Source organism: Terrimonas ferruginea DSM 30193 (assembly GCF_000425585.1).
Classification (GTDB): Bacteria; Bacteroidota; Bacteroidia; order Chitinophagales; family Chitinophagaceae; genus Terrimonas; species Terrimonas ferruginea.
In genome coordinates this window covers 121,757-147,923 of the sequence record NZ_AUDS01000015.1, presented here as the reverse complement: position 1 = coordinate 147,923, position 26,167 = coordinate 121,757, and the positions used below count along the sequence as shown (strand labels likewise).

22 protein-coding genes and 5 tRNA genes are annotated in these 26,167 nt (G+C 47.5%); 7 read left to right on the top strand and 20 right to left on the bottom strand.

Annotated features, from left to right (window positions below; all coding sequences use genetic code 11):
• Window positions 1–17 precede the first annotated feature (17 nt).
• The 15 genes from rplA to rpsU all read right to left on the bottom strand — a co-directional run bounded on the left by rplA (window position 18) and on the right by rpsU (window position 9,091).
• Window positions 18–713: a 50S ribosomal protein L1 gene (gene rplA, locus H608_RS0106065; protein ID WP_028786887.1), complete on the bottom strand. Its 696-nt coding sequence runs from the start codon at window positions 711–713 to the stop codon at window positions 18–20.
• 41 nt (window positions 714–754) lie between these two features.
• Window positions 755–1,198 (bottom strand): 50S ribosomal protein L11, encoded by a 444-nt coding sequence (gene rplK, locus H608_RS0106060; RefSeq protein WP_028786886.1) that lies wholly within the window; start codon window positions 1,196–1,198, stop codon window positions 755–757.
• Between the two features lie 314 nt (window positions 1,199–1,512).
• A complete protein-coding gene (locus tag H608_RS0106055; protein ID WP_028786885.1) occupies window positions 1,513–2,457 on the bottom strand; it encodes a DNRLRE domain-containing protein in 945 nt (314 codons plus the stop codon).
• A gap of 79 nt (window positions 2,458–2,536) precedes the next feature.
• Window positions 2,537–4,219: a glycosyltransferase family 39 protein gene (locus H608_RS0106050; protein WP_028786884.1), complete on the bottom strand. Its 1,683-nt coding sequence runs from the start codon at window positions 4,217–4,219 to the stop codon at window positions 2,537–2,539.
• A gap of 73 nt (window positions 4,220–4,292) precedes the next feature.
• A complete protein-coding gene (gene nusG, locus H608_RS0106045; RefSeq protein WP_028786883.1) occupies window positions 4,293–4,880 on the bottom strand; it encodes a transcription termination/antitermination protein NusG in 588 nt (195 codons plus the stop codon).
• Between the two features lie 6 nt (window positions 4,881–4,886).
• Window positions 4,887–5,081 (bottom strand): preprotein translocase subunit SecE, encoded by a 195-nt coding sequence (secE, locus tag H608_RS0106040; protein WP_028786882.1) that lies wholly within the window; start codon window positions 5,079–5,081, stop codon window positions 4,887–4,889.
• Window positions 5,082–5,125: 44 nt separating this feature from the next.
• Window positions 5,126–5,197 (bottom strand) — tRNA-Trp (locus H608_RS0106035).
• 108 nt (window positions 5,198–5,305) lie between these two features.
• Complete coding sequence (gene tuf / locus H608_RS0106030; protein WP_028786881.1) at window positions 5,306–6,493, bottom strand: elongation factor Tu; 1,188 nt, start codon at window positions 6,491–6,493, stop codon at window positions 5,306–5,308.
• Between the two features lie 138 nt (window positions 6,494–6,631).
• Window positions 6,632–6,703 (bottom strand) — tRNA-Thr (locus tag H608_RS0106025).
• Between the two features lie 77 nt (window positions 6,704–6,780).
• Window positions 6,781–6,853: transfer RNA gene (locus H608_RS0106020), tRNA-Gly, on the bottom strand.
• Between the two features lie 127 nt (window positions 6,854–6,980).
• A tRNA-Tyr gene (locus H608_RS0106015) sits at window positions 6,981–7,063 on the bottom strand.
• Between the two features lie 35 nt (window positions 7,064–7,098).
• Window positions 7,099–7,171, bottom strand: a tRNA-Thr gene (locus H608_RS0106010).
• A 267-nt stretch (window positions 7,172–7,438) separates the two neighbouring features.
• A complete protein-coding gene (locus tag H608_RS0106005; protein ID WP_028786880.1) occupies window positions 7,439–7,738 on the bottom strand; it encodes an HPF/RaiA family ribosome-associated protein in 300 nt (99 codons plus the stop codon).
• Between the two features lie 156 nt (window positions 7,739–7,894).
• On the bottom strand, window positions 7,895–8,806 hold the full coding sequence (locus H608_RS0106000) for a tyrosine-type recombinase/integrase (RefSeq protein ID WP_051268086.1): 912 nt from the start codon (window positions 8,804–8,806) through the stop codon (window positions 7,895–7,897).
• An 87-nt stretch (window positions 8,807–8,893) separates the two neighbouring features.
• Window positions 8,894–9,091, bottom strand: coding sequence for a 30S ribosomal protein S21 (rpsU, locus tag H608_RS0105995; protein ID WP_028786878.1), 198 nt, complete (start codon window positions 9,089–9,091; stop codon window positions 8,894–8,896).
• Between the two features lie 59 nt (window positions 9,092–9,150).
• Between rpsU and H608_RS0105990 the strand changes: the two genes are divergently transcribed.
• The 5 genes from H608_RS0105990 (at window position 9,151) to H608_RS0105970 (ending at window position 14,814) form a co-directional block, all read left to right on the top strand.
• Window positions 9,151–9,813 carry a riboflavin synthase gene (locus H608_RS0105990; RefSeq protein ID WP_245565726.1) on the top strand — a complete coding sequence of 221 codons (663 nt, stop codon included), beginning with the start codon at window positions 9,151–9,153 and terminating at the stop codon, window positions 9,811–9,813.
• A gap of 195 nt (window positions 9,814–10,008) precedes the next feature.
• Complete coding sequence (locus H608_RS0105985) at window positions 10,009–11,085, top strand: acyltransferase family protein (RefSeq protein WP_028786876.1); 1,077 nt, start codon at window positions 10,009–10,011, stop codon at window positions 11,083–11,085.
• A gap of 63 nt (window positions 11,086–11,148) precedes the next feature.
• Window positions 11,149–11,904 carry a class I SAM-dependent methyltransferase gene (locus H608_RS0105980; protein ID WP_028786875.1) on the top strand — a complete coding sequence of 252 codons (756 nt, stop codon included), beginning with the start codon at window positions 11,149–11,151 and terminating at the stop codon, window positions 11,902–11,904.
• Window positions 11,883–12,617 (top strand): glycosyltransferase, encoded by a 735-nt coding sequence (locus H608_RS0105975; RefSeq protein WP_028786874.1) that lies wholly within the window; start codon window positions 11,883–11,885, stop codon window positions 12,615–12,617. Before H608_RS0105980 ends, H608_RS0105975 begins: the two co-directional genes overlap by 22 nt.
• Window positions 12,610–14,814, top strand: coding sequence for a glycosyltransferase family protein (locus H608_RS0105970; RefSeq protein WP_028786873.1), 2,205 nt, complete (start codon window positions 12,610–12,612; stop codon window positions 14,812–14,814). Before H608_RS0105975 ends, H608_RS0105970 begins: the two co-directional genes overlap by 8 nt.
• Here the strand turns inward: H608_RS0105970 and H608_RS0105965 are convergent.
• Genes H608_RS0105965 through H608_RS0105955 form a run of 3 tightly spaced genes read right to left on the bottom strand, consistent with a single transcriptional unit; the run spans window position 14,756 to window position 22,130 of the window.
• Complete coding sequence (locus H608_RS0105965; protein ID WP_071836919.1) at window positions 14,756–15,853, bottom strand: acyltransferase family protein; 1,098 nt, start codon at window positions 15,851–15,853, stop codon at window positions 14,756–14,758. The two genes, H608_RS0105970 and H608_RS0105965, sit on opposite strands and share 59 nt — an antisense overlap.
• A 13-nt stretch (window positions 15,854–15,866) precedes the next feature.
• Window positions 15,867–20,981, bottom strand: a complete 5,115-nt coding sequence (gene porU2 / locus H608_RS0105960) for a putative type IX secretion system sortase PorU2 (protein WP_028786871.1) — start codon at window positions 20,979–20,981, stop codon at window positions 15,867–15,869.
• Between the two features lie 30 nt (window positions 20,982–21,011).
• A complete protein-coding gene (locus tag H608_RS0105955) occupies window positions 21,012–22,130 on the bottom strand; it encodes a putative type IX sorting system protein PorV2 (protein ID WP_028786870.1) in 1,119 nt (372 codons plus the stop codon).
• 205 nt (window positions 22,131–22,335) lie between these two features.
• Between H608_RS0105955 and tyrS the strand changes: the two genes are divergently transcribed.
• Window positions 22,336–23,616 (top strand): tyrosine--tRNA ligase, encoded by a 1,281-nt coding sequence (gene tyrS / locus H608_RS0105950; protein WP_028786869.1) that lies wholly within the window; start codon window positions 22,336–22,338, stop codon window positions 23,614–23,616.
• A 466-nt stretch (window positions 23,617–24,082) separates the two neighbouring features.
• Here tyrS and H608_RS21455 read toward each other — a convergent pair whose 3' ends face one another.
• Window positions 24,083–24,886, bottom strand: coding sequence for a polyprenol monophosphomannose synthase (locus tag H608_RS21455; RefSeq protein ID WP_051268085.1), 804 nt, complete (start codon window positions 24,884–24,886; stop codon window positions 24,083–24,085).
• 75 nt (window positions 24,887–24,961) lie between these two features.
• Window positions 24,962–25,729: a 3'-5' exonuclease gene (locus H608_RS0105940; protein WP_155990068.1), complete on the bottom strand. Its 768-nt coding sequence runs from the start codon at window positions 25,727–25,729 to the stop codon at window positions 24,962–24,964.
• A gap of 162 nt (window positions 25,730–25,891) precedes the next feature.
• Between H608_RS0105940 and H608_RS24815 the strand changes: the two genes are divergently transcribed.
• The gene (locus tag H608_RS24815) at window positions 25,892–26,017 is read left to right on the top strand and encodes a hypothetical protein (RefSeq protein WP_281169166.1); all 126 of its coding nucleotides are present in this window, start codon (window positions 25,892–25,894) and stop codon (window positions 26,015–26,017) included.
• The last annotated feature ends 150 nt before the right edge of the window (window positions 26,018–26,167 follow it).

Sequence of the window (26,167 nt, the reverse complement as noted above, 5' to 3'; positions counted from 1 at the left end):
GGAAAGCTGGTCAGCGCTTAGTGAATAAACGCTTTGGTATCTACGCTGATACCGGGGCTCATGGAGCTGGCCATGCTGATGCCTTTCAGGTAAGTACCTTTGGCAGTAGCAGGTTTTGCACGGATGATAGCATTCAGGAATTCCTGGCTGTTTTCCGCGAGTTTCTCTGGAGCAAAGCTCACACGACCGATAGAGGCGTGAATGATACCGGCTTTGTCAACTTTAAAAGCAATCTTACCACCTTTAACTTCGTTGACGGCAGCAGCTACATCATTTGTTACAGTGCCGGTCTTGGGGTTGGGCATCAGGTTACGTGGACCGAGTACTTTACCCAGTTTACCGATCTTAGGCATTACGGCAGGTGTAGCGATGATCACATCGATATCTACCCATCCGCCTTCGATTTTAGTGATGAACTCATCCAGTCCTACATAATCAGCGCCGGCTTCGTTGGCGGCAGCTTCTTTATCAGGAGTGCAGAGTACGAGTACGCGCTTTGTTTTACCGGTGCCGTGAGGGAGGGTAACAGTACCGCGGATTGCCTGGTCGGCTTTCTTGGGGTCTACACCCAGACGCACGTGCAGGTCAACAGAAGCGTCGAATTTTGTTGTGTTGATCTCTTTCACCAAAGAAGAAGCTTCTTTGAGCGAGTATGCTTTGTCAGCGTTCACTTTGGAGTTGACCGCCTTTCTTTTTTTGCTAATGAATGCCATTGTAATTCGTTTTAAAAGGTTCTAGTTAAAGCGGGAACGTATTAATTTTCCCAGGGAGCTTTCCCTTCTACGTTCAGACCCATGCTGCGGGCAGTACCGGCAACCATTTTCATGGCGCTTTCTACGGTGAAACAGTTCAGGTCGGGCATTTTGTCTTTCGCAATAGCCTCTACCTGATCCCAGCTCACTTTACCTACTTTGGCGCGGTTGCTTTCTTTGGAACCTTTCTGAATTTTAGCGGCTTCCATCAGCTGAATAGCTGCGGGAGGAGTTTTGATGACGAAATCAAAACTTTTGTCGCTGTAAACGGTGATGAGTACCGGAAGAACTTTTCCGGGTTTGTCCTGTGTGCGGGCATTGAACTGCTTACAGAATTCCATGATGTTCACACCTTTGGAACCCAGCGCAGGACCGATCGGGGGAGCCGGGTTGGCCTGGCCGCCCTTGCATTGCAGCTTTACATAGCCGCTGATTTCTTTTGCCATTTCTTTTTGATTTATTGGTTCAAGCGCCCTGGCATTATTGACCAGAGCTCCCAAATTCCTCACCCCCGGCAAAACCGGGATATCGAAAGAACTGATTGGGGGTGCAAAAGTAAGCCTGTCTGATCAGAATACCAAATTAAGGTGGAAGGCGTAAGGTGTAAGGTTTAAGGTGCTGGTTATTAAGCTGTAAGTAAAAGCCGATGTAAGTTTTGAGCAAAAAAAATCCGCTAAAACTTACATCGGCTTTACCCTTACTCGTTATTACTTAACACTTATTACTTAACACTTATAACTTAATACTTATTACTCACTACCTATCTGTACACCACTACCAACTTTGGATGCAACGTGGTATGCGTGGTATTATAGCTGGATACAAACAGACGGGATTTGTAGGCTGCTTCAGTCTGCATGCGCAATAAGAATCCATAATTCGCATTGCCGCTAACCATGCTCTGCACCATGTCTTTTACGTTCAGGTCGAGATCAAGCCGTGGCTGTGTAGTAGATGGCACTACTATCTGACCCGCAGTATTTACCGACGGCATGTTGTTTACCGTTACAGTAGAAGCCGACCAGTTGCTTGTAATCTGCTGAACAAGCATTGAATTGTCCGAACCAAAGTTCGCATCCTGGAGGTTGCCGTTGATCGTTGGACTTGGATAAGAATACAGATAAAGATTTGCACTTACTATAGTAGCGGCCGATGGAATTGTGCTCATGTCAAATTTCACGATCTCGCGGCCAATAAAGTTTCCGCCTCCTGTTGTCCAGGTCATCACAGGCAGATCAATTCCAGTGATCGTTCTGACCCAGCCCCCTTCATTCAGCAATTGCAATTCATTGGGATTGTTTGCAGGAGCAAACGTAGCGGTAGTGCTGGCCGGAGGAGCGGCTACAATAACTTTCATGGTATCAACACCTGTGGCACCGTCATTGTCCGTAACCATCAACTGGAAAATATATTCACCCTGGCGGAATCCTTTGATCTGGGTAGAAGGTGCACCCGGGTTTACGATCACCGTTTCTGCAGGGCCCGCTACCTGACTCCAGAGATAAGCCACAACCTGGCCGTCGCTGTCGGTACCTGTACCTGTTACAACGACATTGTCCTGAGGTAACACGATATTTTTGGATTGGCCGGCGTCAGCAACCGGAACTTTATTTTCATTCCCGATAAATTCGGTTTCTTTCTGACAACTAAAAGATGTGAAGATTACGGTCGAAAAGATCGTACCGATAAGGATTCGCAGTTTCATCAATGGTGGTTTGGTTAAACTTCGGCAAAGTTAGTCTAATCCCCAATATTCCTTTTCATAAAAATTAAGATGAGCACGTCTAATGCAAGCTATTACCCGACGGACTTAAAGGCTTTACCCGGAACAAAATCACTTCCTCGTTCCGCTGGTACTTATCTTTAAACGAATAGAGCACTTCGGGATTCAGTTGCCTTACGTCGGACCGGTAACCTATATAGGACTGTCCCGGTCTGAGTATCGTATCGTACTGCATGATCTGACCGCTGGAGAGATAATAATAATACGGCATCTCGTACGCGATATCGGGGATCACCGGTAGTTTACCTTCATTGATATCCACGATCTCCAGATCCATATCGAGATCGAGTGTATCAGGTTTTTTATAAAAACTGAGCGGACGGTTATCGTTGGCATCCGCTATGTTTTCCATTTCCTGGTCATATTTTATTTCGCGGGCTTCATAACGTACCGGTATCAGCACCACCGCATAGATCAGGCGCACCAGCGCAAGGCCCATGACGAAACATATAATTCCATAACGGATCGTCAACCGCCGGTAAATCACCAGGTATCCCGCCAGCAACAAGATGCATATTCCTGCCGCCACCTCGTTTACATCTTTTAAAAAAGGTAAGATGATGAGCCCCGCCAGCACCAATGCAAACAAAATAAACATATAGCGCAGCACCTTCTGCACAATCTCAGGATAACGCTCGCGGAATGAGGCATACAACCAGGTAAGAATCATCAAGGCAAAAGGTATGAACATGTACACATACCGCATCTTTGGCTTGCCGGTAAACCAGTACACCGGAATATTGAAAAGAATAAACAGTAAAGCAAAATAGACCAGCGGTGTGTGGCGAAGTTTAAGTTTTGTTTTGCGGATAAGAAAGAAAAGGAACAGCGACCACGGCAGCAGCAGCTTCAGGAATTCGGCGGGATACATCAATGTCTTTTTCCAGAGAGCCTGACGGTTCTCTCCTACTGCGGATTTATTCAACGATTCTTTCAGCAGGTTAACGAAAAATTTATCGGCCTGACCATAAAAACTATATACATAAAAATAACTTCCGACCAGCACGCCGAGTAAGGCGATGCCTGCAAAATGCGCCCAATGGAACAATATGCGCACCGATCTGTTGTAGACGCACAGTGCTGCAAGCGTGAGGCCCTGGAACAGCAGGGAAGGAAATCCTTTGGTAAGAAATCCGACTGCGCACAATGCATAAGAAAGCAGGTACATCGTGGTCCATCGCTTGTCCTGGTTGAAATAAAAAAGTGTCATGGCCTGCAGGTATACGATCAGGCTGTAGAACACATCGATCTCTCCGCCGTTGCTCAATCCCCAGAAGAAAAGATCGAGGCTGGTCATGAGAAAAAGAGAAGAAAGAACAGCGGTATAAGGGGAGATTAATTTTCTGACAAAATAATAATTGGCCAGTCCCCATGCGAGGATACTGAGCAATGAAGCGAGCCTTACAGCCAGTTCATCGGACGAACCCGTGAGTATCATGAGTCCGCTGATGATCCAGTTGTAAAGTGGTGGTTTGTTGTAATACTCCCAGCCCATGGTGGTGGGTCGGATGAAATTACCGGACTCCATCATTTCAATGGCGATGATGGCGCGTCGTGGTTCTTCGCCGTCGAGGGGAAAGTAACTGAGGTTGATGAGTACGGAGAGAACATAGCAAGCCAGGAAAATGACAAGCCAGATGCGGTCGGTTCGGGTTGATCCCTGCAGGGACGTTAATTTGTGCATAACGGTACCGGCGGAATGACAACGAGCCAACTGTTGAGGTTGGCTCGTTATGGTAAAAAGTTATTTCAGTATACTAGCTGATTTTTTCGACCTGCATATAATTCAGTTCTACAGGTGTGGATCGTCCGAAGATTTTCACGGTAACTTTCAGTTTCTTCTTCTCGTCGTTTACTTCTTCGATTACGCCGTTGAAATCGTTGAATGGTCCTTCGATGATCTTGATGGTTTCGCCAACGATGAACGGTTCGCTCATGCTTAAGCCACCGGTTTCGGTCATCTCGTCGATCTTACCGAGCATTTTATTCACTTCTGATTTGCGGAGGGCGATAGGATCGTCTTTACCGAGGAAGTGGATAACGCTGTTGGTGTTTTTGATAACGTCGCGCAGGTCGTCGTTGAGTTTGCCGTCTACGATCTCGATCATTACATAACCGGGATAATAGTTGCGTTCGCGCATGACTTTTTTGCCATTGGCAACCTTGTACACTTTCTCCACGGGCAGGAATACCTGTTTCACGATTTCACTCCAACCGCCACGGGAGATCTCTTTATCGAGGTACTCTTTAACCTTACGCTCCTTGCCGCTCACTACACGAAGCACGAACCATTTGGTTTCCTGTTCGGCAGGTTGCTGGGCATTATTGCTAGCTGTTGTTTCCATCGTCCGTTAAAAAAGGGTTTGATACAGAAAGTTTAATGCGCCGCCGGCCAGGAAGTCCATTACCCATACCAATGCTGTGATCAGCATGGTTGATACGAGTACGATCATAGTGGACTGCTGGAGTTGTGCCCATGTAGGCCAGGTCACCTTCTCGGTCAGCTCCTTGTAGCTCTCTCTGAAATAGTTTCCGATTTTGTTCATCGTTTCGATTTAAAAATCTGCGATTTAAGTCGCTCAAAAAGTAGCACGGGCACTAGGATTCGAACCCAGATCAAAGGTTTTGGAGACCTCTATACTAACCGTTGTACTATGCCCGTAGAAAGCTAAAAGCTATCCGCCATCCGGCGAACAGCTTTTAGCGTATTTCTTTGCAAATATATAGTTATTTGCGATCCTTGTTACAAGCTTGTGGCTTGTGACCGGACTTATTTCAAGATCTCAGTAACCTGTCCTGCACCTACGGTACGGCCACCTTCGCGGATCGCGAATTTCAGACCTTTTTCCATAGCGATCGGTTGGATCAGTTTAACGGTCAGGTTGGTGTTATCACCAGGCATAACCATTTCTGTTCCTGCGTTCAGTTCTACTTCACCTGTAACGTCAGTTGTACGGAAGTAGAATTGAGGACGGTATTTGTTGAAGAATGGAGTGTGACGGCCACCTTCGTCTTTGCTCAGTACGTAAACTTCGCCTTTGAAGTCCGTGTGCGGAGTGATGGAACCGGGTTTAACGATTACCATACCGCGACGGATCTGTGTTTTTTCAACACCACGGAGGAGGAGACCGGCGTTATCACCAGCTTCACCTTCGTCGAGGAGTTTGCGGAACATCTCAACACCTGTAACGGTAGAGTTCAGGGGAGACTCCTGCAGACCTACGATCTCAACAGGCTCACCAACTTTGATACGGCCACGCTCGATACGACCGGTAGCAACAGTACCACGACCAGTGATAGAGAATACGTCCTCTACGCTCATCAGGAACGGCAGATCAACCGGACGAGGAGGCAGTGGGATGTAGCTGTCAACAGCGTCCATCAGGTTTTCAATTTCTTTAACCCACTTTTCTTCACCAGCGAGGGCGCCTGTAGCGGAACCTTTGATGATTGGAGTGTTGTCGCCGTCGAAACCGCGTTTAGTCAGTTCTTCGCGAACCTCGATCTCAACCAGCTCCAGGAGCTCTTCGTCGTCAACGAGGTCAACTTTATTCAGAAACACAACCATTTTAGGTACACCTACCTGGGCAGCAAGCAGGATGTGTTCTTTTGTTTGAGGCATAGGACCGTCTGTAGCAGCCACAACTAAGATAGCACCGTCCATCTGGGCAGCACCGGTGATCATGTTTTTCACATAGTCAGCGTGACCAGGGCAGTCTACGTGTGCATAGTGACGATTAGCTGTTTCGTATTCTACGTGAGCGGTGTTGATAGTGATACCGCGCTCTTTTTCCTCAGGAGCTCCGTCGATTTCGTCATATTTTTTAGCCTGCGCCAGACCTTTCTTTGAAAGGATGTCTGTAATGGCGGCAGTCAGCGTGGTTTTACCATGGTCAACGTGGCCAATGGTACCAATGTTAACGTGAGGTTTTTCCCTCTTAAAGGTCTCTTTTGCCATTTTATCGGTTTTTAGTTGTGTTTTACCAATTATTGTTTGTGTATAATAATAAGCCAACAGTATCGTACTATTCGCTTCAATTATCACTGCTGTGTAGTTACCGGAATAAGCCACGGGCGATTATCACGGTTGACTGCGAGCCGTTAGTGAGAATCGAACTCACGACCTCTTCCCTACCAAGGAAGTGCTCTACCCCTGAGCTACAACGGCGTAGTTCAGTTTGTGAGTTACTGCTTTCGAATGCCTGCCTGATACAAAGCACCTGTCAGTGTTACAAACTGCCTGTGAGCGGGAGACCGGGCTCGAACCGGCCACCTGAAGCTTGGAAGGCTACCGCTCTACCAAATGAGCTACTCCCGCAGGAACTAATTTGATGATTTGATAATTTGAACATGTGACCATTGCAAACTATCAGACCACCCCATTAAAAGAACTTTTCCATCCGATATGCATTTTCAACTCAACACACCGGCTAATTAACTAACTGTGGGCAGAGAAGGATTCGAACCTCCGTACTCCGAAGAGAACAGATTTACAGTCTGTCGCCTTTAACCACTCGGCCATCTACCCATTCCATCAATAAACAGCGAACCGTTTACCGATTGAGCCGAAGAAGGGAGTCGAACCCCCGACCTACTGATTACAAATCAGTTGCTCTACCAACTGAGCTACTTCGGCTTATATCCTGAAAGAACTTCCGGAATTCCCGTCACTTGCGTAACAAATTATTCCGTTATTTTTTGGGAAGGCAAAGGTAAGGGAATTTGACAATTGCAAAAATTTTGATGCAGGATTTTTTTCTTTGTTTTCAAACAGTTGTGAATAAACTGTTCAAAGGCCCGCCAACACTGTATTTGCCCCACACACTTTTTTTACCTTTTTTCCAACCGGTTGCAAATTAAAGACAAAAAAAAGACTCCCGGAGGAGTCTTTTCTAAAATTCTGTCAGGCAGCTTGTTTTTCTTTCTTTCGTTTTATCTGATTGACAACGGAGTCAAGGGCAGCATCAAAAGATTCTTCAAAGGACTTACTGGTCGATTTGACAAAGAAGTTGTGCCGCGGTACATGTACACGGATTTCTGCGATCTTGTCCTTAATGGTGTGTACCACATTGTCCAGTTTTAAATATACCTGGACTTCAATGATGCGATCGTGAAACGTGCCGAGCTTTTGCAGTTTCCGCTGAACATACTCTACGAGCTTGTTGTCCGCATCAAAACGAACAGTCTGAATGTTTACATTCATAATCATCGCGTTTAATAAGTGAGACAATAATTAAAAGAGCTACCATGTTTTGAACATCTGTTCTCTGCTCTGAAGTTAGCTAATTTTCATACGGCTCCCAAGCAAAAAACGCTAATTTTTTTCCAACAATTCCACCCGCAAAAACCCGTAATCGACTCAGGCCCGGGGGTGCGCTTTGCGGTATACATCCTTCAATTTTTCGATCGTATTGTGCGTATAAACCTGCGTGGAGGCCAGGCTGCTGTGGCCCAGCAATTCCTTCACCGCATTTAACTCAGCGCCCTGATTCACAAGATGTGTGGCGAAGGTATGCCGCAGCACGTGGGGGCTTTTTTTGTCCAGCGTTGCCGCCTGCTCCAGGTGAGCCTGCACCAGCCGCTGCACATAACGCGGATACAGCTTTTTCCCCTTTTCCGTCACAAATAAGCTTTCATGCGGACCTTCAAATAGCCGACGCTTTTCCGCCATGTATTTCTTTAACTGATCCGCCATTTCACGGCTCACGGGAATGATCCGCTCCTTGTTGCCCTTGCCCAATACTTTTACCTGCAAACGCCCCGCATCCAGGTGATGCTCTTTGAGCTGGATCAACTCGCTGAGACGCATGCCGGTGGCATAAAACAAGGAAATGAGCGCATGGGCATTCAGGCTCTTCCAATCCTCCGTGTGCTGCTCCAGCGCCGTCAGCAACTGCCGGGTCTCCTCTTCTTTCACAAATACCGGTAACCGCTTACTCTTCCTGGGCACTACTACCCTTGTCAAGGGCAGTTGCGTAATATTTCCCTGGCGCAGATGATATTTGAAGAACGAACGAAGGGAAGATATTTTGCGCGCGATAGAAACCGCTTCAATACCCTCTCCCCGCAGCTCCGCCAGCCAGCTGCGCACAAATGCAGCGCTGATCTCTGTGAGGGTTACTGATCCATATCGGGTGAGCAAAAATTCGCTGAAATCGCGAAGGTCCGTGGCATAAGCCCGGATGGTGTGCGCCGAATACCTTTTTTCGAATTTAAGGTAGTCCAGGAACGGAATGATGGCATCATTAGCCGGCGCAGAAGAAGCTGTCATCTGATGAAGTTACGAAAATGCAAAAAAATAGCCGCAGGCAAAAGCCCACAGCTATTTCTTATATAACATTTAAAAGCGCTGAAAATATCAGGCTTCGATTTTTCCGCTCTGGATCTGCTGCTTGTAGATCGCTTTCAGCACCTGACCGCGACGCTTTACAGAAGGCTTCGTGAAGCTTTGACGCTCACGCAGTTGCAAAAGAACTTTTGATTTTTCAAATTTCTTCTTGTACTTCTTCAGTGCCTTGTCAATGTTTTCGCAGTCTTTAGAATCGATGATAAGCATAATTATATACCTCCTTCGGCATTTTTTTGAGACGGCAAAGATAAGCGTTTTTTATTTCCATGCAAAAAAAATCCATTTTTATCCTGCTATTTGCTCGTATGCACGGCTTTCTGGAACTTCGCGCCATGTTTACCGGTATCATTGAAACCATGGGCCGCATAGAATCCGTTGCCGAGGAAGGCAGCAACCGCACCTTCTGGGTCCGCTCTCCCCTTTCGTCTTCCTTTAAACCCGATCAAAGCGTCAGCCACAGCGGGGTGTGCCTTACCGTGGAGGAAGTCCGCGATGACCTGCACCGCGTAACCGCCATCCGCGAAACACTCGACAAAACCAATCTCGGCGACTGGCAACCTGGCCGCCTCGTCAATATCGAACGCTGTCTCCAGCTCAACGGCCGTCTCGACGGGCATTTTGTGCAGGGACACGTAGATACTACCGGCACCTGCATCACCCGGACCCCAAAAGACGGCAGCTTCGAGTTTGATATCCGTTTCCCCGAAGCATTTGCCCCGCTGGTAATCGAAAAAGGGTCCGTCTGCCTCAACGGCATCAGCCTTACCGCTTTCGCCGTTACACGTAACAGTTTTCGCGTTGCCATCATTCCTTTTACGTACGAACATACCAACCTCCAGGAGTTGAAAGAAGGCAATGTGGTGAACCTGGAGTTTGATATGATCGGTAAGTATTTGCTGAGAAGTCTGTCGTTGAGGGAGCAGGTATAAGGCGTAAGGTGGAAGGTTTAAGGTTATAGGTGAACAGCCAATTTACGGTTTAAGGTTAATTATTGCTTGCAACTAAATAGCGGGATGTTGATTAGTTAGTGAACGAACCAATACTACCATTCACGATTCACGATTCACGATTCACGATTCACGATTGACGATTGACAATTTCACCATTCACTCCTATATTTGAAGATGCCACCCACCAAAACCCATTACCCCGTGCTGGATGGCCTGCGCGGTCTGGCCATATTGCTGGTTGTCGTTTATCACAATTTCGGCTTCATTAATTATTTCTTCTTCGGATGGCTCGGCGTTGACCTGTTCTTCGTGCTGTCAGGTTTTCTTATCACCGACATCCTGATGAAAACAGTTAACCGCCCCCATTTCCTGCGCAATTTTTATATGCGGCGCGTGCTACGCATCTTCCCGCTTTATTATGGCAGTCTTGTATTATTCCTCCTCATCCTTCCCGCCTGCGGCATCCTCACCGCCCAACTCGCTTATTACCGCGACAATCAGTGGTGGTTGTGGACCTATTTGCAAAACTGGCTTTATATTTTTAAACCAACCGATGCCAATATTCTTCACCATTTCTGGTCGCTGGCCGTGGAAGAACAGTTTTATCTTATCTGGCCACTGACCATTCTCGTTCTCCGCAAGCCTTCGCGGTTGTTTGCTTTACTGGCCGTTGTACTGGTAGCAGTGGTAGTACTGCGCATCGTGGTGTGGAACTACCAGTTGGAAGAACTGGCTTATTTTAATTTTTATACGTTCTCGCGGATCGACGGTATTTGTATCGGCAGTATGCTCGCATTGCTTCGCACGATCCGGATCGATTTTCTGCGGAATTATACCGCACCGGTGGTGCTGAGCCTGGCACTCGCCAATTTTATTTTCTTTTTTATCAACCGCTATTACGGCTACACTTTTCCATTCCTCGCGTTTGTCGGTTATACGACCTTCGCAGTAATGTTTGCTTTGCTGGTAAATGAAGGGGTGGAAAATAAAAGCCGGTTGCTCCGGTTGCTTTTTGATAATGGGTTAATGAAATTTTTCGGGCGTATTTCCTACGGGCTTTATGTTTTTCACTGGCCCGTATTCATATTGACGGCCCCTTATTTTCAGGATCTTTTTACCCCCGCTTTGCCACTGGCTGAAGCGCGGATCGCCGCCTCCGTCACCGCTACTCTCGTGGGTATCGGGGTAAGCCTGATCAGCTTCCGCTATTTTGAACAGTATTTTATCCGAAAAAAGATTTCATACGAATAATCCTCCGGCTTTTTCAAGGTCTGCCAACCGGTTATTTGTATTATTGCGCACCGGCTTACAGCTATGGATATTACAGAACTCAGCAGAACAACATCCGCACAGTCATTGCGTCATCCGTGGGAGACCGCGCGTGTACGTGTTATCCGTTTTCTGCTGGGCAAAAATCACCAGCACCTTACCGATGTAGGCGCCGGCGATGCGTTCGTGATCGAAACACTCGCACAGGCCGGAGTTGCCAACCGTTATACGGCTATCGACACTGCCTATACACCGCAACTGATTCAGCAGTTACAACAACGTATTGCGGGTTTGCCTGTTGCGTTTTTGCAAACCACTTCTTCCGCACAGCCACACAGCGATGCCGCGATGCTCGCCGATGTGATCGAACATTGCGAAGATGATGCAGCCGTGCTGAATGATACCGTGCAAACTGTCCTGCAGCCTGGCGGCACGCTGTTGATAACGGTACCTGCATTCCAGGCATTGTTTTCACAACACGATCAATTATTGCTGCATTATCGCCGGTATACGCGCAAACAGCTAGTAAAACTGTGCCGCGAACAAAATCTCGAGGTTATCAGCAGCGGCTATTTTTTCTTTACCTTATTACCTCCGCGTCTTATTCGTTTGTTAGGAGAAAAAGCAGGATGGTGGAAAACAACACAATCCATCGACAATTGGAAGGGAAGCCCGGTTTTTTCTCGTATTATTTCGTCTATTTTGTGGTTCGATTTCCGGGTTAGCCATGCTTTTTCCCGTATTGGTATTCATTTGCCCGGACTCTCATGTTACTGCTTATGCAAAAAACGGCCATCATAGTTCCCTGTTATAAAGAAGCTGCGCGCCTGCAGCCGGAGATATTTGTCCGGTTCCTGCAGCAACGGTCCGATGCCGATTTTGTGATGGTCGACGATGGAAGTCCCGATAATACGGCGGAGGTATTAGCGACCCTTGCCGCCTCCGTGCCCGGCCGGATCCATATTATTTCTTTGAAACAAAACAGCGGCAAAGCTGAAGCTGTACGACAGGGATTATTGTATGCCATCAAAACACCGGATTACAGTTTTGCCGGTTATCTCGATGCAGACCTCTCTACCAGTCCCGAGGAATTTATCCGCCTGAAAGATATTCTTGCCAATGATTCGCTTGATTATGTACTCGGCTCCAGGATAAAAACCCTGCAGAGTTCTATTCAGCGCTCACAGTTCCGGCACGTAACCGGACGTTTTATTGCCACGCTTATCGATACAAAATATCGATTGGGTATTTACGATACGCAGTGCGGCGCAAAATGTTTCCGCATCGATTTGCTGCAGCAGATCATCGAACAACCTTTTACCACTAAATGGTTTTTTGATGTGGAACTGCTGTTGCGTATCCGTAATCTGCAGACAGCCTGCCGCGGTTCGGAGATCCCTTTACGTCGCTGGCATGATCCGGGCGGATCGCGCCTTTCCATCTGGAAGTCCCCTGAAGTAATGGCCGATATGTGGCGTTTGTTCAACCACTATAAACGTAACACGCATGAGTGAATTGCGCCAACGCAACCGCTATCGTCCTGATATTGCTTACCTGGCTTTGTTACTTTTGATAACAGCCATAGCGTACTGGCCGGTGAGCCTGCATATCTTCAGTTTAAAAAACGACGCACTCAATTATTTTCTGCCGGTGCGCCGGTTGGTAAGTGAATCTTTCCATAACGGACAATTATCCTTGTGGACGCCTTACCTCAATCTCGGGTATCCCCTCCACGGCGATATGCAATCCGGTGCCTGGAACTCCATCGTCCAATTGTTTTCTCTTTTCGGCCCCTATACCTTATATACGTTGCAACTGGAAACATTGCTCTATGTATTCCTGAGTGGCACGGGCATGTACTACCTGCTCAAGCATTTCAACGTGCACCCGCTGGCGAATATCATGGCTTCAGTTGCTTTTATGTTATGTGGATTCAACAGCGACTCGTGTCAGTTTCTCAACTGGATTTCCAGTGCCTCTTTCCTTCCCTATGTATTCTTGTTTTACTACCGATGCCTGGAAGAGCGTTCGATCAAACAGGGAATATATACTGCGGTAGCGCTTTATTTTCTTTTTAACTGTGCTTATCCTGCCGACTTTATCATTACTGCCTACCTGATGATCGCCATGCTGATACGTCGCATCATATTGGATTGGCGCAAGCCTATTCAATGGAAAAATCTGCTGCTTACACACGGAGCCATGATGCTGCTATTCCTCGTGTTGAGCCTGCCGGCTATTTTTTCTTTTTATCAAAGTCTCCTGCTGACCGAACGCGGCACCGGGGCTTCTTATGAGGATGTGATGAGCAATCCATTACACCCGGCTTTGCTTTCGTCTTATCTCACACCACTAGCGGTATGGAAAATGCCCGGCGTGGAAATAACCGATCCGCTCGAAAGAAATTCTTACATCGGTCTGCTGGCATTTATATTAATGCTGACGGCTTTTTTTTACCGCAAACTTCCCGCTCCCGCTTCCTTCTGTAAAGGGGCTATGCTGGTTTTCCTTTTATTCAGTTTGGGTGAAATGGGCGGCCTGCGGATCGTGGCCTATTATGTATTGCCGCTGATGGATTCTTTCCGTCATCCGGCCAATGCAAAACTTTTCACCTTGTTCTTTGGTTGCGTACTCGCAGGTTTGCTCTTCCATCAACTCATCACTTCCGGCGTAGACAAACGCTTCAAACGTGGCTGGGCGGTTTGTTTATTATTGTTGGTACTCTTGTTTGCTGTCGCCATCCTCAGTGGACCGACTTTGCTTTCTGCAAGTGGATGGGCGGCGGCCAAAGGTTCCCTGAGCGACCGCATCAAACAATTGCTGGAAAGCCTTTCGGCAGGCGATCTTATTTTACTGAACATATTGCTGCAGGTTCCCTTTCTGATCTTATTATTCCGGTTTATCCGGCAAAGGCAATTTGGTTATGCGACAACGGTCGGTATCCTGAACTGTATTGTTTTCACCATGTTGTTTCAGCCGTTTACGGTGGTAAAGAATACACGCGCGGCAGTTGTGCAGCAACGCATCAATGAAATTAAAAAAGACGGCTACCCCGTACCGGATCTGCGTTATACGCTGGCGCAAAACGGGGAAGGCAATGAGCAGTACATGCATGAGATTGGTGTACGGAATATGTACAGTAAACAGATCGGCCGCTCGGACTACCGCGTTTCGCCAAGCAATCTGCTGGTGCAAAATCAATTCTGGTTCAATGAACCATTGCGGCAACGTTTATTGCAACATCCGTTGTTATACAGTCCTGCCTTTATTTTCCCGATAGCGGATACGGCAACGCAGGCCAGGGATTCCACAGGTTTGATCGCTTTTATCGACGACATCAAGGCTCCGCTCCGTATCGACACCTCCATACAGGGAACGATCCAAATCAAAGATTTCGCGCCGCAGTCCATCCATTTTGAAACAAATGCGATTGGTGACAACTGGGGTGTGATCATGATCAACCGTCATCCGCGCTGGGAGTTGTACCGCTACGGGCAACGTGTAAAACTACTCGATGCCAACGTGGCCTTCATGGCGTTTGAAATACCACCCGGACCACAGGAATATGAATTGACGTATTATCAGACGGATCTGCAGATCGCCTGGTGGATCAGTACTGTTGTGTTGTTCTTGTTTATTGCTTTTGTTATCCTTACACGTTTGAGGAAGGCTTCAGCACCGGCGTTGGAAAATAACGATCCCGCCAGCTGAGGGCCGGCTTTTCGATGAGCCAGGTAAGCAGGATGCCCGTACCGATATTGGCCGCGGTTTTGAGCAGGAATACAGAAATTACAGGCAAGTCTCCCCGGAAAAAATATTGATTGATGAAGTTGCTGATGGCAGGGCCGGCCAACATATGCACCAGGTAAATGGCATAAGAATAACGGCCAATGAATGCCAGAGCGCGATACAATCCCTTTAACCTGGTTGCTGCCAATATTCTTTCAATCCGCCATTGAAAAATCAATCCCATCGCTAATGCCGCTCCAAACGCTGCATACAGTAAAGTAAATCCCGGTACAAGAATGAATTCATTTTCCGCCTCCATTAAAAATGCCGGCAACAAACCTGCTGCTACCACAATCAACAATGCCGGGTAATAACGGTGGACAAAATTTTTCGTTGCTTCATAATGGTAATGATAAAACCATGAAAGCAATACACCTGCCGTCAGCGAATCGATACGCAGATGCGTGGGAAAGAAATGGGTGTAAGGAGAAAAAGGCAGCCATGCATTCGTCAGCGCGCGGCCGGTAAGGCAAAGTAATATAATCAGGATACAGACCGCAGGCACCACTTTTCCTTTTACATAGCCCCGGGTCGCGGCCAGTGTCAACATTATTGCCAGCAATAAATAGAAATGTTCTTCGATCGCCAGCGACCAGGAAATGCCGATAATACCCGGATGATAGTTTTGAAAAAAGAACAGTTCAGCCAGCACCGATCCCGTTGTTACCGGTATTCCTTTCCACCAATTATAAAACAGGTAAATGATCACTACTGCATAGAACAGCGGATAGATTTTAAATGCGCGGCGCAGCAGGAATCTTCCTGCCCGCAAAGAACCATTGGCTGCATATTCGCGGAACAGCAGCCCGGAGACAAGAAATCCACTGAGTACAAAAAAGAGATCCACGCCGATCCAGCCCATGCGGGTGGTTATCTCCATAAGAGCCCCGTGACGCAGCAATACAAGGAAGATGGCTAGTCCTCTGAAAACATCGAGTAACAGGTTTCGCTGACTAACCATCTTCGCTTGCTGCTTATCGCATCAGGTACATTTTTCCGTAACCTTTATTGAAGTATTTATCGGTGTTGTCGTCTGATGATTTGTATTTATCCAGCGACTTACCATTGAGGTTGGTGATCACGCGATACAGGTACACGCCGTTTGCCAGCTTGTCGCCGTATTGATCCGTTCCATCCCATTTGAATTCTGTGATATTGCGTCCGATACGCAGGGGTCCCAATTCGTCTTTTGTGATTTCCCGCACCACTTTACCCGTGATCGTGAGGATTTGTATTCGAAGGTTCTGTGGTACTTCACTACCTGTGAGCGTAAATACAAATGCCGTTGATGTGGTAAAGGGGTTCGGATAGTTGAGCATGTTCGAGATCATCGGTTTATTGATCACCTGGAACGCCACGCGGTATTCAATATTACCGGCCGCATTCTCACTCCTGTCTTTACCACTTACGATCAGTTCATACTCACCGTCCTGCTGCAGCCATGGCTGTACAGTCACCGTAGCTGTGTTATCAGGGTTGGGTGCTTGTCCTGCCGGTGTAAAGCGGACCGTATCGGCATTATTGAAATAGTAACGGCGCAGTGAACCATCCGGATAACGGATATGCAGGTTCAGCAGGCTCGTATCGTTGAGCACCATCCAGCGTGCTTCATCTTTGAGTTTGATCAGGATGTCTGGTTTCGACGAAACGATATCCCTGTTCAGGATGTGCGTACCGTCGAAGGTTACATCCAGTAGCGGATTGAGACTATCCGGCCTTACATAAAGGTTTCTGAAAGCAAAATTGTTGAATACATGTTGCTCCGGCTGATCTTCATCGGGGTTGAAATTCACGAAGAGAATATTCTTTCCGGCGAGAGACTGGGTTGCTACGTTCACTTCCAGTTTGATGGTGTCGTTGGGCAACAGGTCTTTTTGTTTCGGTATGGGAATGATATTCTCAATGTTATTGCGGTCGGTGATCGACAGTTTGACTTTTATACTGTCAAACTGTGTCTGGCTCACGTTTTTGAAGCCGATACCGAAGCGGAAAGGTTCGCCTACATCAACCGTATCTTTTGTGGTAAAGAAAATATTGGGCGCAATGGCTCCTTCGGGTACCGGATCGTAATACAGGCGCCAGTAGTCCAGTTGATAAGGCGTCAGGTGCGAGGTATCTTTTGTATGCATATACATACGCAGATACGGATAGTCGGCTACGTCGATGGAGCTGATATCAGTGATCTGTTGTGATCTTGGAATGTTGCGGATCAGGGTATCTTCCTGACCCGAGCGGGTGATACCGATGATGTGTGCGTACACGCTGTCATCACTCGGTGTCTCCATGGAATAGCCGCCCCATTCGAATGTTTTCCATGCTTTGGAAGGGCCCATTGGCGGAGAAGAAAGTGCACCGTTGTCATCACGGCCCAGCAGTTCCGCAGAAAGAGTAACTACATCGTACACCCCATTCCCTACTATCCATTTGGGTGTAAAGCTGGGATCGTTCTTTTTATAAACAAGAATGAACGGACGCGCCCGATAGAATGAGTCAATTCCGGAAAGACCTGCATTCTTAAGATAATGATACAATGAGTTCCCCGCACCATAGATATTTTCATCAGCCTTCCAATCATCAGCCCAGGCTTGCGGGAAGCCCGGGAATGATTCGGGAGAAAGGGTAAAGTTGCGCACCACCACATACTGACCGTCGGGAACCGAATCTTTCATGAAGTTCATCATCAGCTTACGACGCTCCGGTGTATCATATCGCCATTCGAAGTTGATTTTACGGGATGGTGTACAGTTGTTACTCACACTGCCGAAACGGGCAAGACCAAGACCGCCGTTGGAAGTATTGTCCAATGTCACGTTGATCCATGGCGCCAGTGTTGCAGAATCCAATACGTTAAATACCAGCGAAGAGAACCAGCAGGTATTGGCACCAATAAGATTATCGTTCACCGAAATACCCACTGCGGTTTCCTGTACGGCTCCTGTTGCCCAGCAGCCATTGCTTGTGAATATATTGTTTACGGTAGTATTATAAACCCACTGACGTTTATCATTTAGCAGATGGGTATTGTAGTTGTTTGATTTTTCGTGCTGGAAATAATGCGACTGGTTAAAACCGGTTTCGGATCCCGGGATATATACGAAGGAAGAGCTGTTCCAAACCGGATCGCCCGTAACCGGCGTCGGGGATACGCGCCAGTAGTAAACCCTGTTGGCCGTAAACGTCATCGGTGCATCAAATTGTATCAGACCTCCCGTGCTGCTCACCGAACGGGCCACTTTGGCCGGAGAATTGAAGAGTTCCGTTGTATCCATTTCCACATTGTACTGCCGCATTTCGGCAAAAGCATTCGCAGAGGAAATACTGAATTTGATATTCTGCTGATTGACGATGGAGTATTGGTAAGGATAGATCGGACGCGCTTCATCTTCATAGATATACACATCCTTCGTTACCGTGTTATTCGATTCATATAACTCATCGATATTGTTGTCCGCATCCAGTGTAACGGTGATCTTGTTCAGTCCTTTATCTCTTGTAGGAACGATAGGCACATCGATCAGCACAGAGTCGGCATATTTGGTAAAGGCAAGCGTGTCTCTTTTAATGATCTCCGTGGTCAGGTCAGGATAGGTACGTTTTACTTCCACCACCATTTTCTTGTTGATCGACTTACCGAGGTTCACATATTTGGCATTGAGCTCAAAATGTGTTTCGGCTACTGAAATGAAAGAGGGGCTTACTTTCACCAGCGGATCTTCGATGGCATAGTCAGGTTTCTCACTGCTGTAAAAACGGATGGCAGGATCACCATGCAAAGTGAATTGTTCTACCTGGAAGCGCGCATAGAAATCGCCTGCAGGCGTAGCGGTCAGTACACGTGCAACAGCCTGGTCCATGATCTCTCCTAACGTTTTGCCGTAGTGAGTAGTGGACATAGCCGTATAATTCCACGTATTGTATACGTCGAGATAGTGCACGATACCAAGGTGCGTACTGGCAAGGAAGGCAATCGCGCCACGCTCGGGAGCCAGTACATATTTCTCCGACAAGGTTTCTTTTGTTACAAAACGCGCAGGGTTGAAATTATAGAAGTTACCTGCATTACAACCCATCACATTAAATACCGGGTATTTGCCGGCATTGTTATAGTTCATCGGGTTGTCGAGGTTGAACTCGAGTGTGCTGGAAGAAGAGTGACCGAAATAAGTCAACAGACCGATACCCTCTGTGAAAAGGTTGGCAATCCGGCTGCTGTTGAGTTGTTGTACTGCGTCTGCAGATGTCTTCACGAAACTGCTCACATTGCCCGCATAAGCTGTATCGCTGATGATATTGGCATGATTGTTCAAGGCTATCCGCAACAGGTTGCTGGTGTTGAAATCACTTGCACCTACCACATGGACCACATTTTTCATCCATGATTTATCTGCAATCGTCGGTGAGTTATAGCTATACAGTTGCTCATACTGCTTTACCTTGGTCAGGTACAGCGCTACTTCATCACCATTGATGGCAGACAAACGCCCGATTGGTGTCAGCGGAATAAAGTTACCTGGAGCAGCACTCATCAGGTTGTCAGATGCCGGCTGACCAAACGTTGGCACCAGGTTCAGCTTTTCTATATCCACATGGCTTTCAAACTGGCGGTACTGGTTATACATCACTCCTTTGCCTACCAGGAAAATACTCTTCAGCGGGCGGGTATAGTTGGCGCGTGCCCAGCGGATGAAATTGCGGACACTCAGCGGATGTTTTTTAATACCAAATGCAAACTGATCCACCAGTTCGTCGATCATGTAAAGATTGGCCACATAACCTCCGCCCTGTGCGGAACGGCGATAATTCTTATAATCTTCCACCGGCTGCGTACCACCTGTGCCGGTGAGTACATTCGGGTGTGTGATGATCAGGAAATCTCCCTGGTTGGCGGGAAGCAGGTAGTTAACAAAGTTGCGCTGCTGGAAACTGGTAATGTTGCGGATGTTGGCTGGCGCTGTGTTCATCAGTACCAGTTCACGTGCTGTGCCGGAAGGCTGCAGGAAGAAACGGATCGTGCCCGCCACAGCGGTGTTGCCTTCGTAGCGGCGGCCGTTGGTGATATCGTATAACACCGGAATGCCGGTATAAATAAAATTGGTAATCTCCAGGTAATTACCCGAAGGATTAGCGGGAAGACTGAAGGAGAAATTGGTATTGGCTCCGCCGAAATTGAATTGACGAGGATAGGTTACTTCCATCATGGCAATGTCGAGACGGTCAGGAAGCGGGGTCGCAGGAGGCAGCACGGGTTCGGTAGCGTTGGTTATCACGAGGCTCGCGCTGTTGCCGCTGATCAGCGAAACAGGAAATGTAGCGGAAAATTTCTGCGCGCTGAAAAAGTCGACGTGCTGATCGATAACCGCGTTGCCATTCAGACGCAATACCAGTCTGCGCGGATTCTCGGCATTGCCTGCGGCATTGACACGCACAGTACCGTCGGGTGCTCCGGCACCTGTATAGACAGCCAGGTTGTTGTCGGAAAAAGTGAGCGTGCCGTCACGCGGAATATCATCTGATACCCAGCCCTCCCCTTCATCGTATGAAGAAGAATAAGTGTACTCGTGTTCAACGGGAGAAGAATACCCCTGACCAATCTTGCTGCGGTAATAAATACCGGTTGTATGCATGAAGAAAGGCTCTGGTGAAACACCCGTGGGAAGATTATTGGCGGCAGGAACGAGACGAAGGTTGTTACCTGCTGTATTCACGGTAAGGAAGTACGCTGCCGTATCGGTCTGCAAACTCCATTTATCCGAAAGCTGAAAATCGGCGTTGCGGTATAATGGATTGTCGGCTTTGCCGTCGTTCATTTCGCCCCAGAACTCGATATAATCCGAAGCGCCGAGTGTACCGGTCTGAACGGATGTATATAAGGGAATTTCTTTACCATTGCGCCAGAGTTGAAACTGTGCAACAGGCGTTGTTTGCAGACCTATGCTGCCGAGCGCAGACTGACCGATCCGGTAAAGACCGGAAGCACCTACTTTGAATTTATAGTAGGTTTTGCTATAGTCGATCCACTCGTTATTGTATACCTGTGCAGATGCACTGAGGCAGCAGATAAGCAGAAATGGAAGTAAAAATCGTTTCATGAAAAAACGTTTTGTGCTTGTTGTACAGATTTAGTTTTTCTTCTTTTTATTCTTGTCCCCCGCCATATCCAGACGAAGCGAAAACACGTGGGTAAACAAGGGATTGGATTGATTGGCCAGGTTGGTGAATGCATAATCGATGGTTACGCTCTGAATGCGGAAACCAGCCCCGGCGCTTGGCTGATAGATCCACACTTTCTTTTGATTGAGCGTATCGCCATCGGCCAGCGCTTTCTGAAAATTGTTGATCCCTGCTCTCAGGAAAAATACATTGTTGAAGTTGCATTCGAGACCGATCTTGGGATCCACACTCACCGGATCGCCGATGATCACGGTATTACGTTTGCCATCGAACGTGAGATCAAAATTAGTCTCTGCCAGCAGGGTGGCTTTTTTGCTGATCCTGAATTCACGGCCGACACCCAACACGAGACGGGGCGCGGTCATTTCTGTTGACTTCACCGGAATTTCATTGTTGGTGAGGTACAACACTTCTTTTTCTCTTTCGGTAAAGCTGAATGACCAGGTGTTGAACGTGGACGTGATATCACGGCCCACCACACCGAAGCGCCATTTACCCTGATAGATTTGTAAACCTGCATCGAGACCAAAACCCCAGGCTTTGGCAAACTTGCCCACGTTGCGGTGGATCACTTTTGCATTCAGTCCGAAGTGTACTTTCTTCTTCTCCGTTTCTTTCAGCTTTTGAGAAAACGAAAGCATGAAGGCATAGTCTGCAGAAGAAAATGCCTGAATGTTATTGTAGTTAAGCGTACCGTCAGGTTCTACCAGGAACAAGGTATTCATGATATCATCTACGGCAAAACGCAGTCCTGTGATGCCGATGATGCGTTTATTATTTGCGGAGGGAAATGCAACGCTGACAAAATCATATTTGCCGATACCGGCAAAATACTCGGCGTGCATAAGATTAACCTGGGGATCGTCTTTGATGTTGACGAGACCGGCGGGGTTCCAATAACCGGCCGTACCATCTGCTACTCCGGCCACCTGTGCACCGCCCATGGATAGCCCACGCGCTCCCGCACCGATGTTGAGAAATTCATTCGAATATTTACGAAACTGAGCCCGGGAAGACAACGACACAAAAACGCAGCACAGGGTCAGGTATATACTGAAGCGGTTCATTCGGGTAATTTTCAGATAAGCGGTTATTAATTAGACAGTTTATTTGTCCTTAGGGCTGCCTGCAAAAGTAACATTTACCTTTGGAATATCATAGCCTCCTTCCTATTAAGGACGCCCGAAAACGCAGATAATGAAAAAATATTGCGCAATCGGCCGGCCTTGGCAGGGATGGCGTACTTTTGAGCCCAAATTTCGACTTAACACAATGAATCTCATAGAAGAACTACGCTGGAGAGGCATGATCCAGGATATCATGCCCGGCACCGAGGAGCAACTGCTGAAGGAAATGACCACGGCCTATATCGGGTTCGACCCCACGGCTGAAAGTCTGCATATCGGCAGCCTCGTCCCTATCCTGCTGCTGGTACACCTGCAAAAAGCCGGGCACAAACCCCTGGCACTGGTAGGTGGCGCCACCGGTATGATCGGTGACCCCAGTGGCAAAAGCGAAGAACGTAACCTGCTGGACGAGAACACACTGGCCCGCAATGTGGCCGGCATACGCGCCCAGCTTGAAAAGTTCCTCGACTTTGATGGCAGCAAACCAAACGCCGCGGAAATGGTAAACAACTACGACTGGTTCCGCGCCATTTCCTTCATCGATTTTCTGCGTGATACCGGCAAGCACATCACCGTTAACTACATGATGGCCAAGGATAGTGTGAAGAAACGCTTTGAAGGTGAAGTGGGCATCAGCTATACAGAATTTGCCTACCAGCTCATGCAGGGCTACGATTTCTACTGGCTTTACGAAAATAAAAACTGTAAACTGCAGATGGGCGGCAGTGATCAGTGGGGCAATATTACCACCGGCACCGAATTGATCCGCCGCAAGGCCGCCGGAGAAGCTTTTGCCTTCACCTGCCCGCTGATCCGCAAAGCCGACGGCACCAAATTCGGTAAAACCGAGTCCGGCAACGTCTGGCTCGATGCCTCCCGCACATCCCCTTATCAATTTTACCAGTTCTGGCTCAATGCCAGCGACAGTGATGCCGCCACCTGGCTGCCAATCTTCAGCTTCCTGGACCGCCTCACTGTCGAAGAACTGAAAAAACAACACGAAGCCGCACCCGAGCAACGTCTTCTCCAAAAGAAACTCGCCGAAGAAGTAACGTCTTTTGTACATGGCCGCGAAGAATTTGAAAAAGCCGTAGCCACCACCGAAAGACTCTTCGCCAATCAAAACGCGCCCGCCGAATCGTTAAGTCTCGAAGACCTCGAGTCAATGGAAGGTGTGGTGAAAGCATCGATCAGCCGCGACGAATTGAAAGCCGGTGTAGACGTGGTGAGTTTCCTGGCAACGACCCATGTCTTTGCCAGCAAGGGCGAAGCACGCAAACTGGTACAAGGTGGCGGAGTAAGCATCAACCGCCGCAAAGTGGAAGCTGTTACAGATGTGGTGAAAGAAGAACAGTTGTTACACGACCGTTATATACTGGTACAAAAAGGAAAGAAGAATTATTACCTGGTGGAAGCCCAGGGATAGTTTGAAAATTTTCGATAACGATTTTGAGCGCCCTGCATTCGTTTGGGGCGTTTCATATTAATGTTTGATTCGTAAACCCGCAAGATTGAGTATTCTGCAGACTAAGCGGCATCTTATCGGTGGTTCGTGAAGACACCATAAATGTTAAAAACATTTATCACCAAGAGTCACTTTTCATTTTTAAACGTAATGACGGCGTGAGGTATAAATTAGCGCCCTTGGTGGTCTCCCGACCAACTAGCATGCGTCACGTAGCTTTGATAGGTGAAGGCCAACTTCGTACATGACTCAAGGATGAGCAGGCCCGTTGGTCTGGAGACCAACGGTGGCGTGATATCGGATTGAGGGGTTTTAAAATCTTCCGAACATTTATGGCGAAGACACGAACCACGGCGGCTAACAGCCATTCACGATTGACGATTCACCATTCACCATTGACTATTCACCATTGACGATTCACCATTCACTACTGCCCATTCACGATTGACGATTGGCGATTCACCATTGACGATTCACGATTCACGTCCTCTGTGTTTTTCACGCGTTTACGGTAGTTTTTGAAAAGACTGTGCCAGCGGAGTTTAAGCACACCCAGAATGCCTTCCTTCACAATGCCTTTGTTCATTTTGGATACGCCATACGTGCGGTCCTGGAAAAGAATAGGCACTTCCCTGATCTTGAAACCAAGTTTCCATGCCGCAAATTTCATTTCAATCTGGAAAGCATATCCGACAAAGCGGATCTGATCGAGATTGATTGTTTCCAGTACTTCACGGCTGTAACACATGAATCCGGCCGTCGGATCTTTCACCGGCATCCAGGTAATGATGCGTGTATATATAGAAGCACCTTTTGATAAAGCGATACGATTAGCCGGCCAGTTGGTGACACCGCCACCTTTGGTATAACGTGAACCCACTGCCAGGTCGGCACCTCCATTTTTGCAGGCATCATACAGGCGGGGCAGGTCATTGGGGTTATGAGAGAAGTCGGCATCCATTTCAAAAATGTAAGCATAGCCGCGTGCGGTGGCCCATTTAAAGCCATGAATATAGGCTGTTCCTAAACCGAGTTTACCTTTCCGTTCTTCGATAAACAATTCACCGGGAAATTGCTGCATCATTTCCCGGACAATAGCAGCAGTGCCATCCGGCGATCCGTCATCGATCACCAGCACATGAAAATCCTGTTTCAGTCCAAAGATGGCATGAAGAATCCGGGAGATATTATCCCGCTCATTATAGGTTGGTATGACGACTAATTTCTCCAAAGGATATACTGTACGAATTTACAACAACGAAAGAGGTTCCATTGTTAAAAATTGTTCACAAAAAAGCAAGATCTTTTATGCTTTTTTCAGTTTTGTGCGGGTGAAAATTTCGGTGAGTTTCTGCTTGGTATTTTGCGGAAAATCGCCCTTCATCATCCAGTCATAGTACTGAGGCTCAGCCTTTAGTACTTCTGCTACAGACTTTCCTTTGTATTTACCGAAGTTGAAGATCTCTACCCCGTTTTCCATAATGAACCTGCGTGCGAAATCCACAATCACTTCTTCGCCGATGGTCTTATTGATGGAATCGAGTGTGGTACCGAGTTCGGGATAGCGCTCGAGTTGTGCAAGCAATATTTCGTAAGTAGCGGCGGCATCCACTTCGGCACCGTGTGCGCCTTCCAATATTTTGTTGCAATAGAAACGATAGGCCGCACTCAGGGTGCGTTGTTCCATTTTATGGAAAATATTCTGCACGTCCACCATGCGGCGTCCTTTCATTTCAAACACCACACCTGCGCGCAGAAATTCTTCGATGAGCAGTGGAATATCAAAACGGTTGGAGTTGTAACCGGCGAGATCGCAGCCGTCGAGCATTTGCTTCAGCTCCTGTGCTACCTGCCGGAACGGAGGTGCATCCTTCACCATTTCATCAGTAATCCCGTGAATGTCGGTCGACGTAGCGGGGATAGCAATTTCGGGATTGATCAGCTTGCGTTTCTGGATACGGGTGCCGTCGGGAAGTATCTTGACTACGGCAAATTCAATGATACGGTCCGTTCCGAGATTGACACCGGTTGTTTCCAGGTCAATAACAGCAAGCGGTTTGGTTAGTTGGAGCATCAATTTATGGTTTTCAGAACGGGCGTAAAGGTAAAGAAACTGACCTAGTTAACCACTTTTTTATCATGATGGCCCTTTTTTAACCGAACTTTTAATTAATACGTAGGTATATTTGCATACTATATTCTTATAATCCCACGTTTAACCAGTCAAACACGCATCATGAAAACGAAACTTTTTGCATTGGCCGCCCTGCTGACAGTTGTTATCGCAGCGACGTCCTGCTACTCTTCCAAGAAAACAGGCTGCCCCGGCAATCCCGGCACCAGCGCCCGTTTCCGTGGCTAACGTTCGTTAGACATTGATATTAATTTACTATTATCAGTCCATTATTTGACCGGATAAATTATATTTGCTCCGCAATGTTCAACAACACACATATTCATCATCATTTCTTACACAGCCGTAAGCCGTGAGATGTTTTATGTTTAATCATAC

Excerpts from the sequence above, each read along its gene's own strand:
- rplA (WP_028786887.1), bottom strand. The coding sequence starts at position 713 with ATGGCATTCATTAGCAAAAAAAGAAAGGCGGTCAACTCCAAAGTGAAC.
- rplK (WP_028786886.1), bottom strand. The coding sequence starts at position 1,198 with ATGGCAAAAGAAATCAGCGGCTATGTAAAGCTGCAATGCAAGGGCGGC.
- H608_RS0106055 (WP_028786885.1), bottom strand. The coding sequence starts at position 2,457 with ATGAAACTGCGAATCCTTATCGGTACGATCTTTTCGACCGTAATCTTC.
- H608_RS0106050 (WP_028786884.1), bottom strand. The coding sequence starts at position 4,219 with ATGCACAAATTAACGTCCCTGCAGGGATCAACCCGAACCGACCGCATC.
- nusG (WP_028786883.1), bottom strand. The coding sequence starts at position 4,880 with ATGGAAACAACAGCTAGCAATAATGCCCAGCAACCTGCCGAACAGGAA.
- secE (WP_028786882.1), bottom strand. The coding sequence starts at position 5,081 with ATGAACAAAATCGGAAACTATTTCAGAGAGAGCTACAAGGAGCTGACC.
- tuf (WP_028786881.1), bottom strand. The coding sequence starts at position 6,493 with ATGGCAAAAGAGACCTTTAAGAGGGAAAAACCTCACGTTAACATTGGT.
- H608_RS0106005 (WP_028786880.1), bottom strand. The coding sequence starts at position 7,738 with ATGAATGTAAACATTCAGACTGTTCGTTTTGATGCGGACAACAAGCTC.
- H608_RS0106000 (WP_051268086.1), bottom strand. The coding sequence starts at position 8,806 with ATGACAGCTTCTTCTGCGCCGGCTAATGATGCCATCATTCCGTTCCTG.
- rpsU (WP_028786878.1), bottom strand. The coding sequence starts at position 9,091 with ATGCTTATCATCGATTCTAAAGACTGCGAAAACATTGACAAGGCACTG.
- H608_RS0105990 (WP_245565726.1), top strand. The coding sequence starts at position 9,151 with ATGCAAAAAAAATCCATTTTTATCCTGCTATTTGCTCGTATGCACGGC.
- H608_RS0105985 (WP_028786876.1), top strand. The coding sequence starts at position 10,009 with ATGCCACCCACCAAAACCCATTACCCCGTGCTGGATGGCCTGCGCGGT.
- H608_RS0105980 (WP_028786875.1), top strand. The coding sequence starts at position 11,149 with ATGGATATTACAGAACTCAGCAGAACAACATCCGCACAGTCATTGCGT.
- H608_RS0105975 (WP_028786874.1), top strand. The coding sequence starts at position 11,883 with ATGCAAAAAACGGCCATCATAGTTCCCTGTTATAAAGAAGCTGCGCGC.
- H608_RS0105970 (WP_028786873.1), top strand. The coding sequence starts at position 12,610 with ATGAGTGAATTGCGCCAACGCAACCGCTATCGTCCTGATATTGCTTAC.
- H608_RS0105965 (WP_071836919.1), bottom strand. The coding sequence starts at position 15,853 with ATGGTTAGTCAGCGAAACCTGTTACTCGATGTTTTCAGAGGACTAGCC.
- porU2 (WP_028786871.1), bottom strand. The coding sequence starts at position 20,981 with ATGAAACGATTTTTACTTCCATTTCTGCTTATCTGCTGCCTCAGTGCA.
- H608_RS0105955 (WP_028786870.1), bottom strand. The coding sequence starts at position 22,130 with ATGAACCGCTTCAGTATATACCTGACCCTGTGCTGCGTTTTTGTGTCG.
- tyrS (WP_028786869.1), top strand. The coding sequence starts at position 22,336 with ATGAATCTCATAGAAGAACTACGCTGGAGAGGCATGATCCAGGATATC.
- H608_RS0105940 (WP_155990068.1), bottom strand. The coding sequence starts at position 25,729 with ATGCTCCAACTAACCAAACCGCTTGCTGTTATTGACCTGGAAACAACC.
- H608_RS24815 (WP_281169166.1), top strand. The coding sequence starts at position 25,892 with ATGAAAACGAAACTTTTTGCATTGGCCGCCCTGCTGACAGTTGTTATC.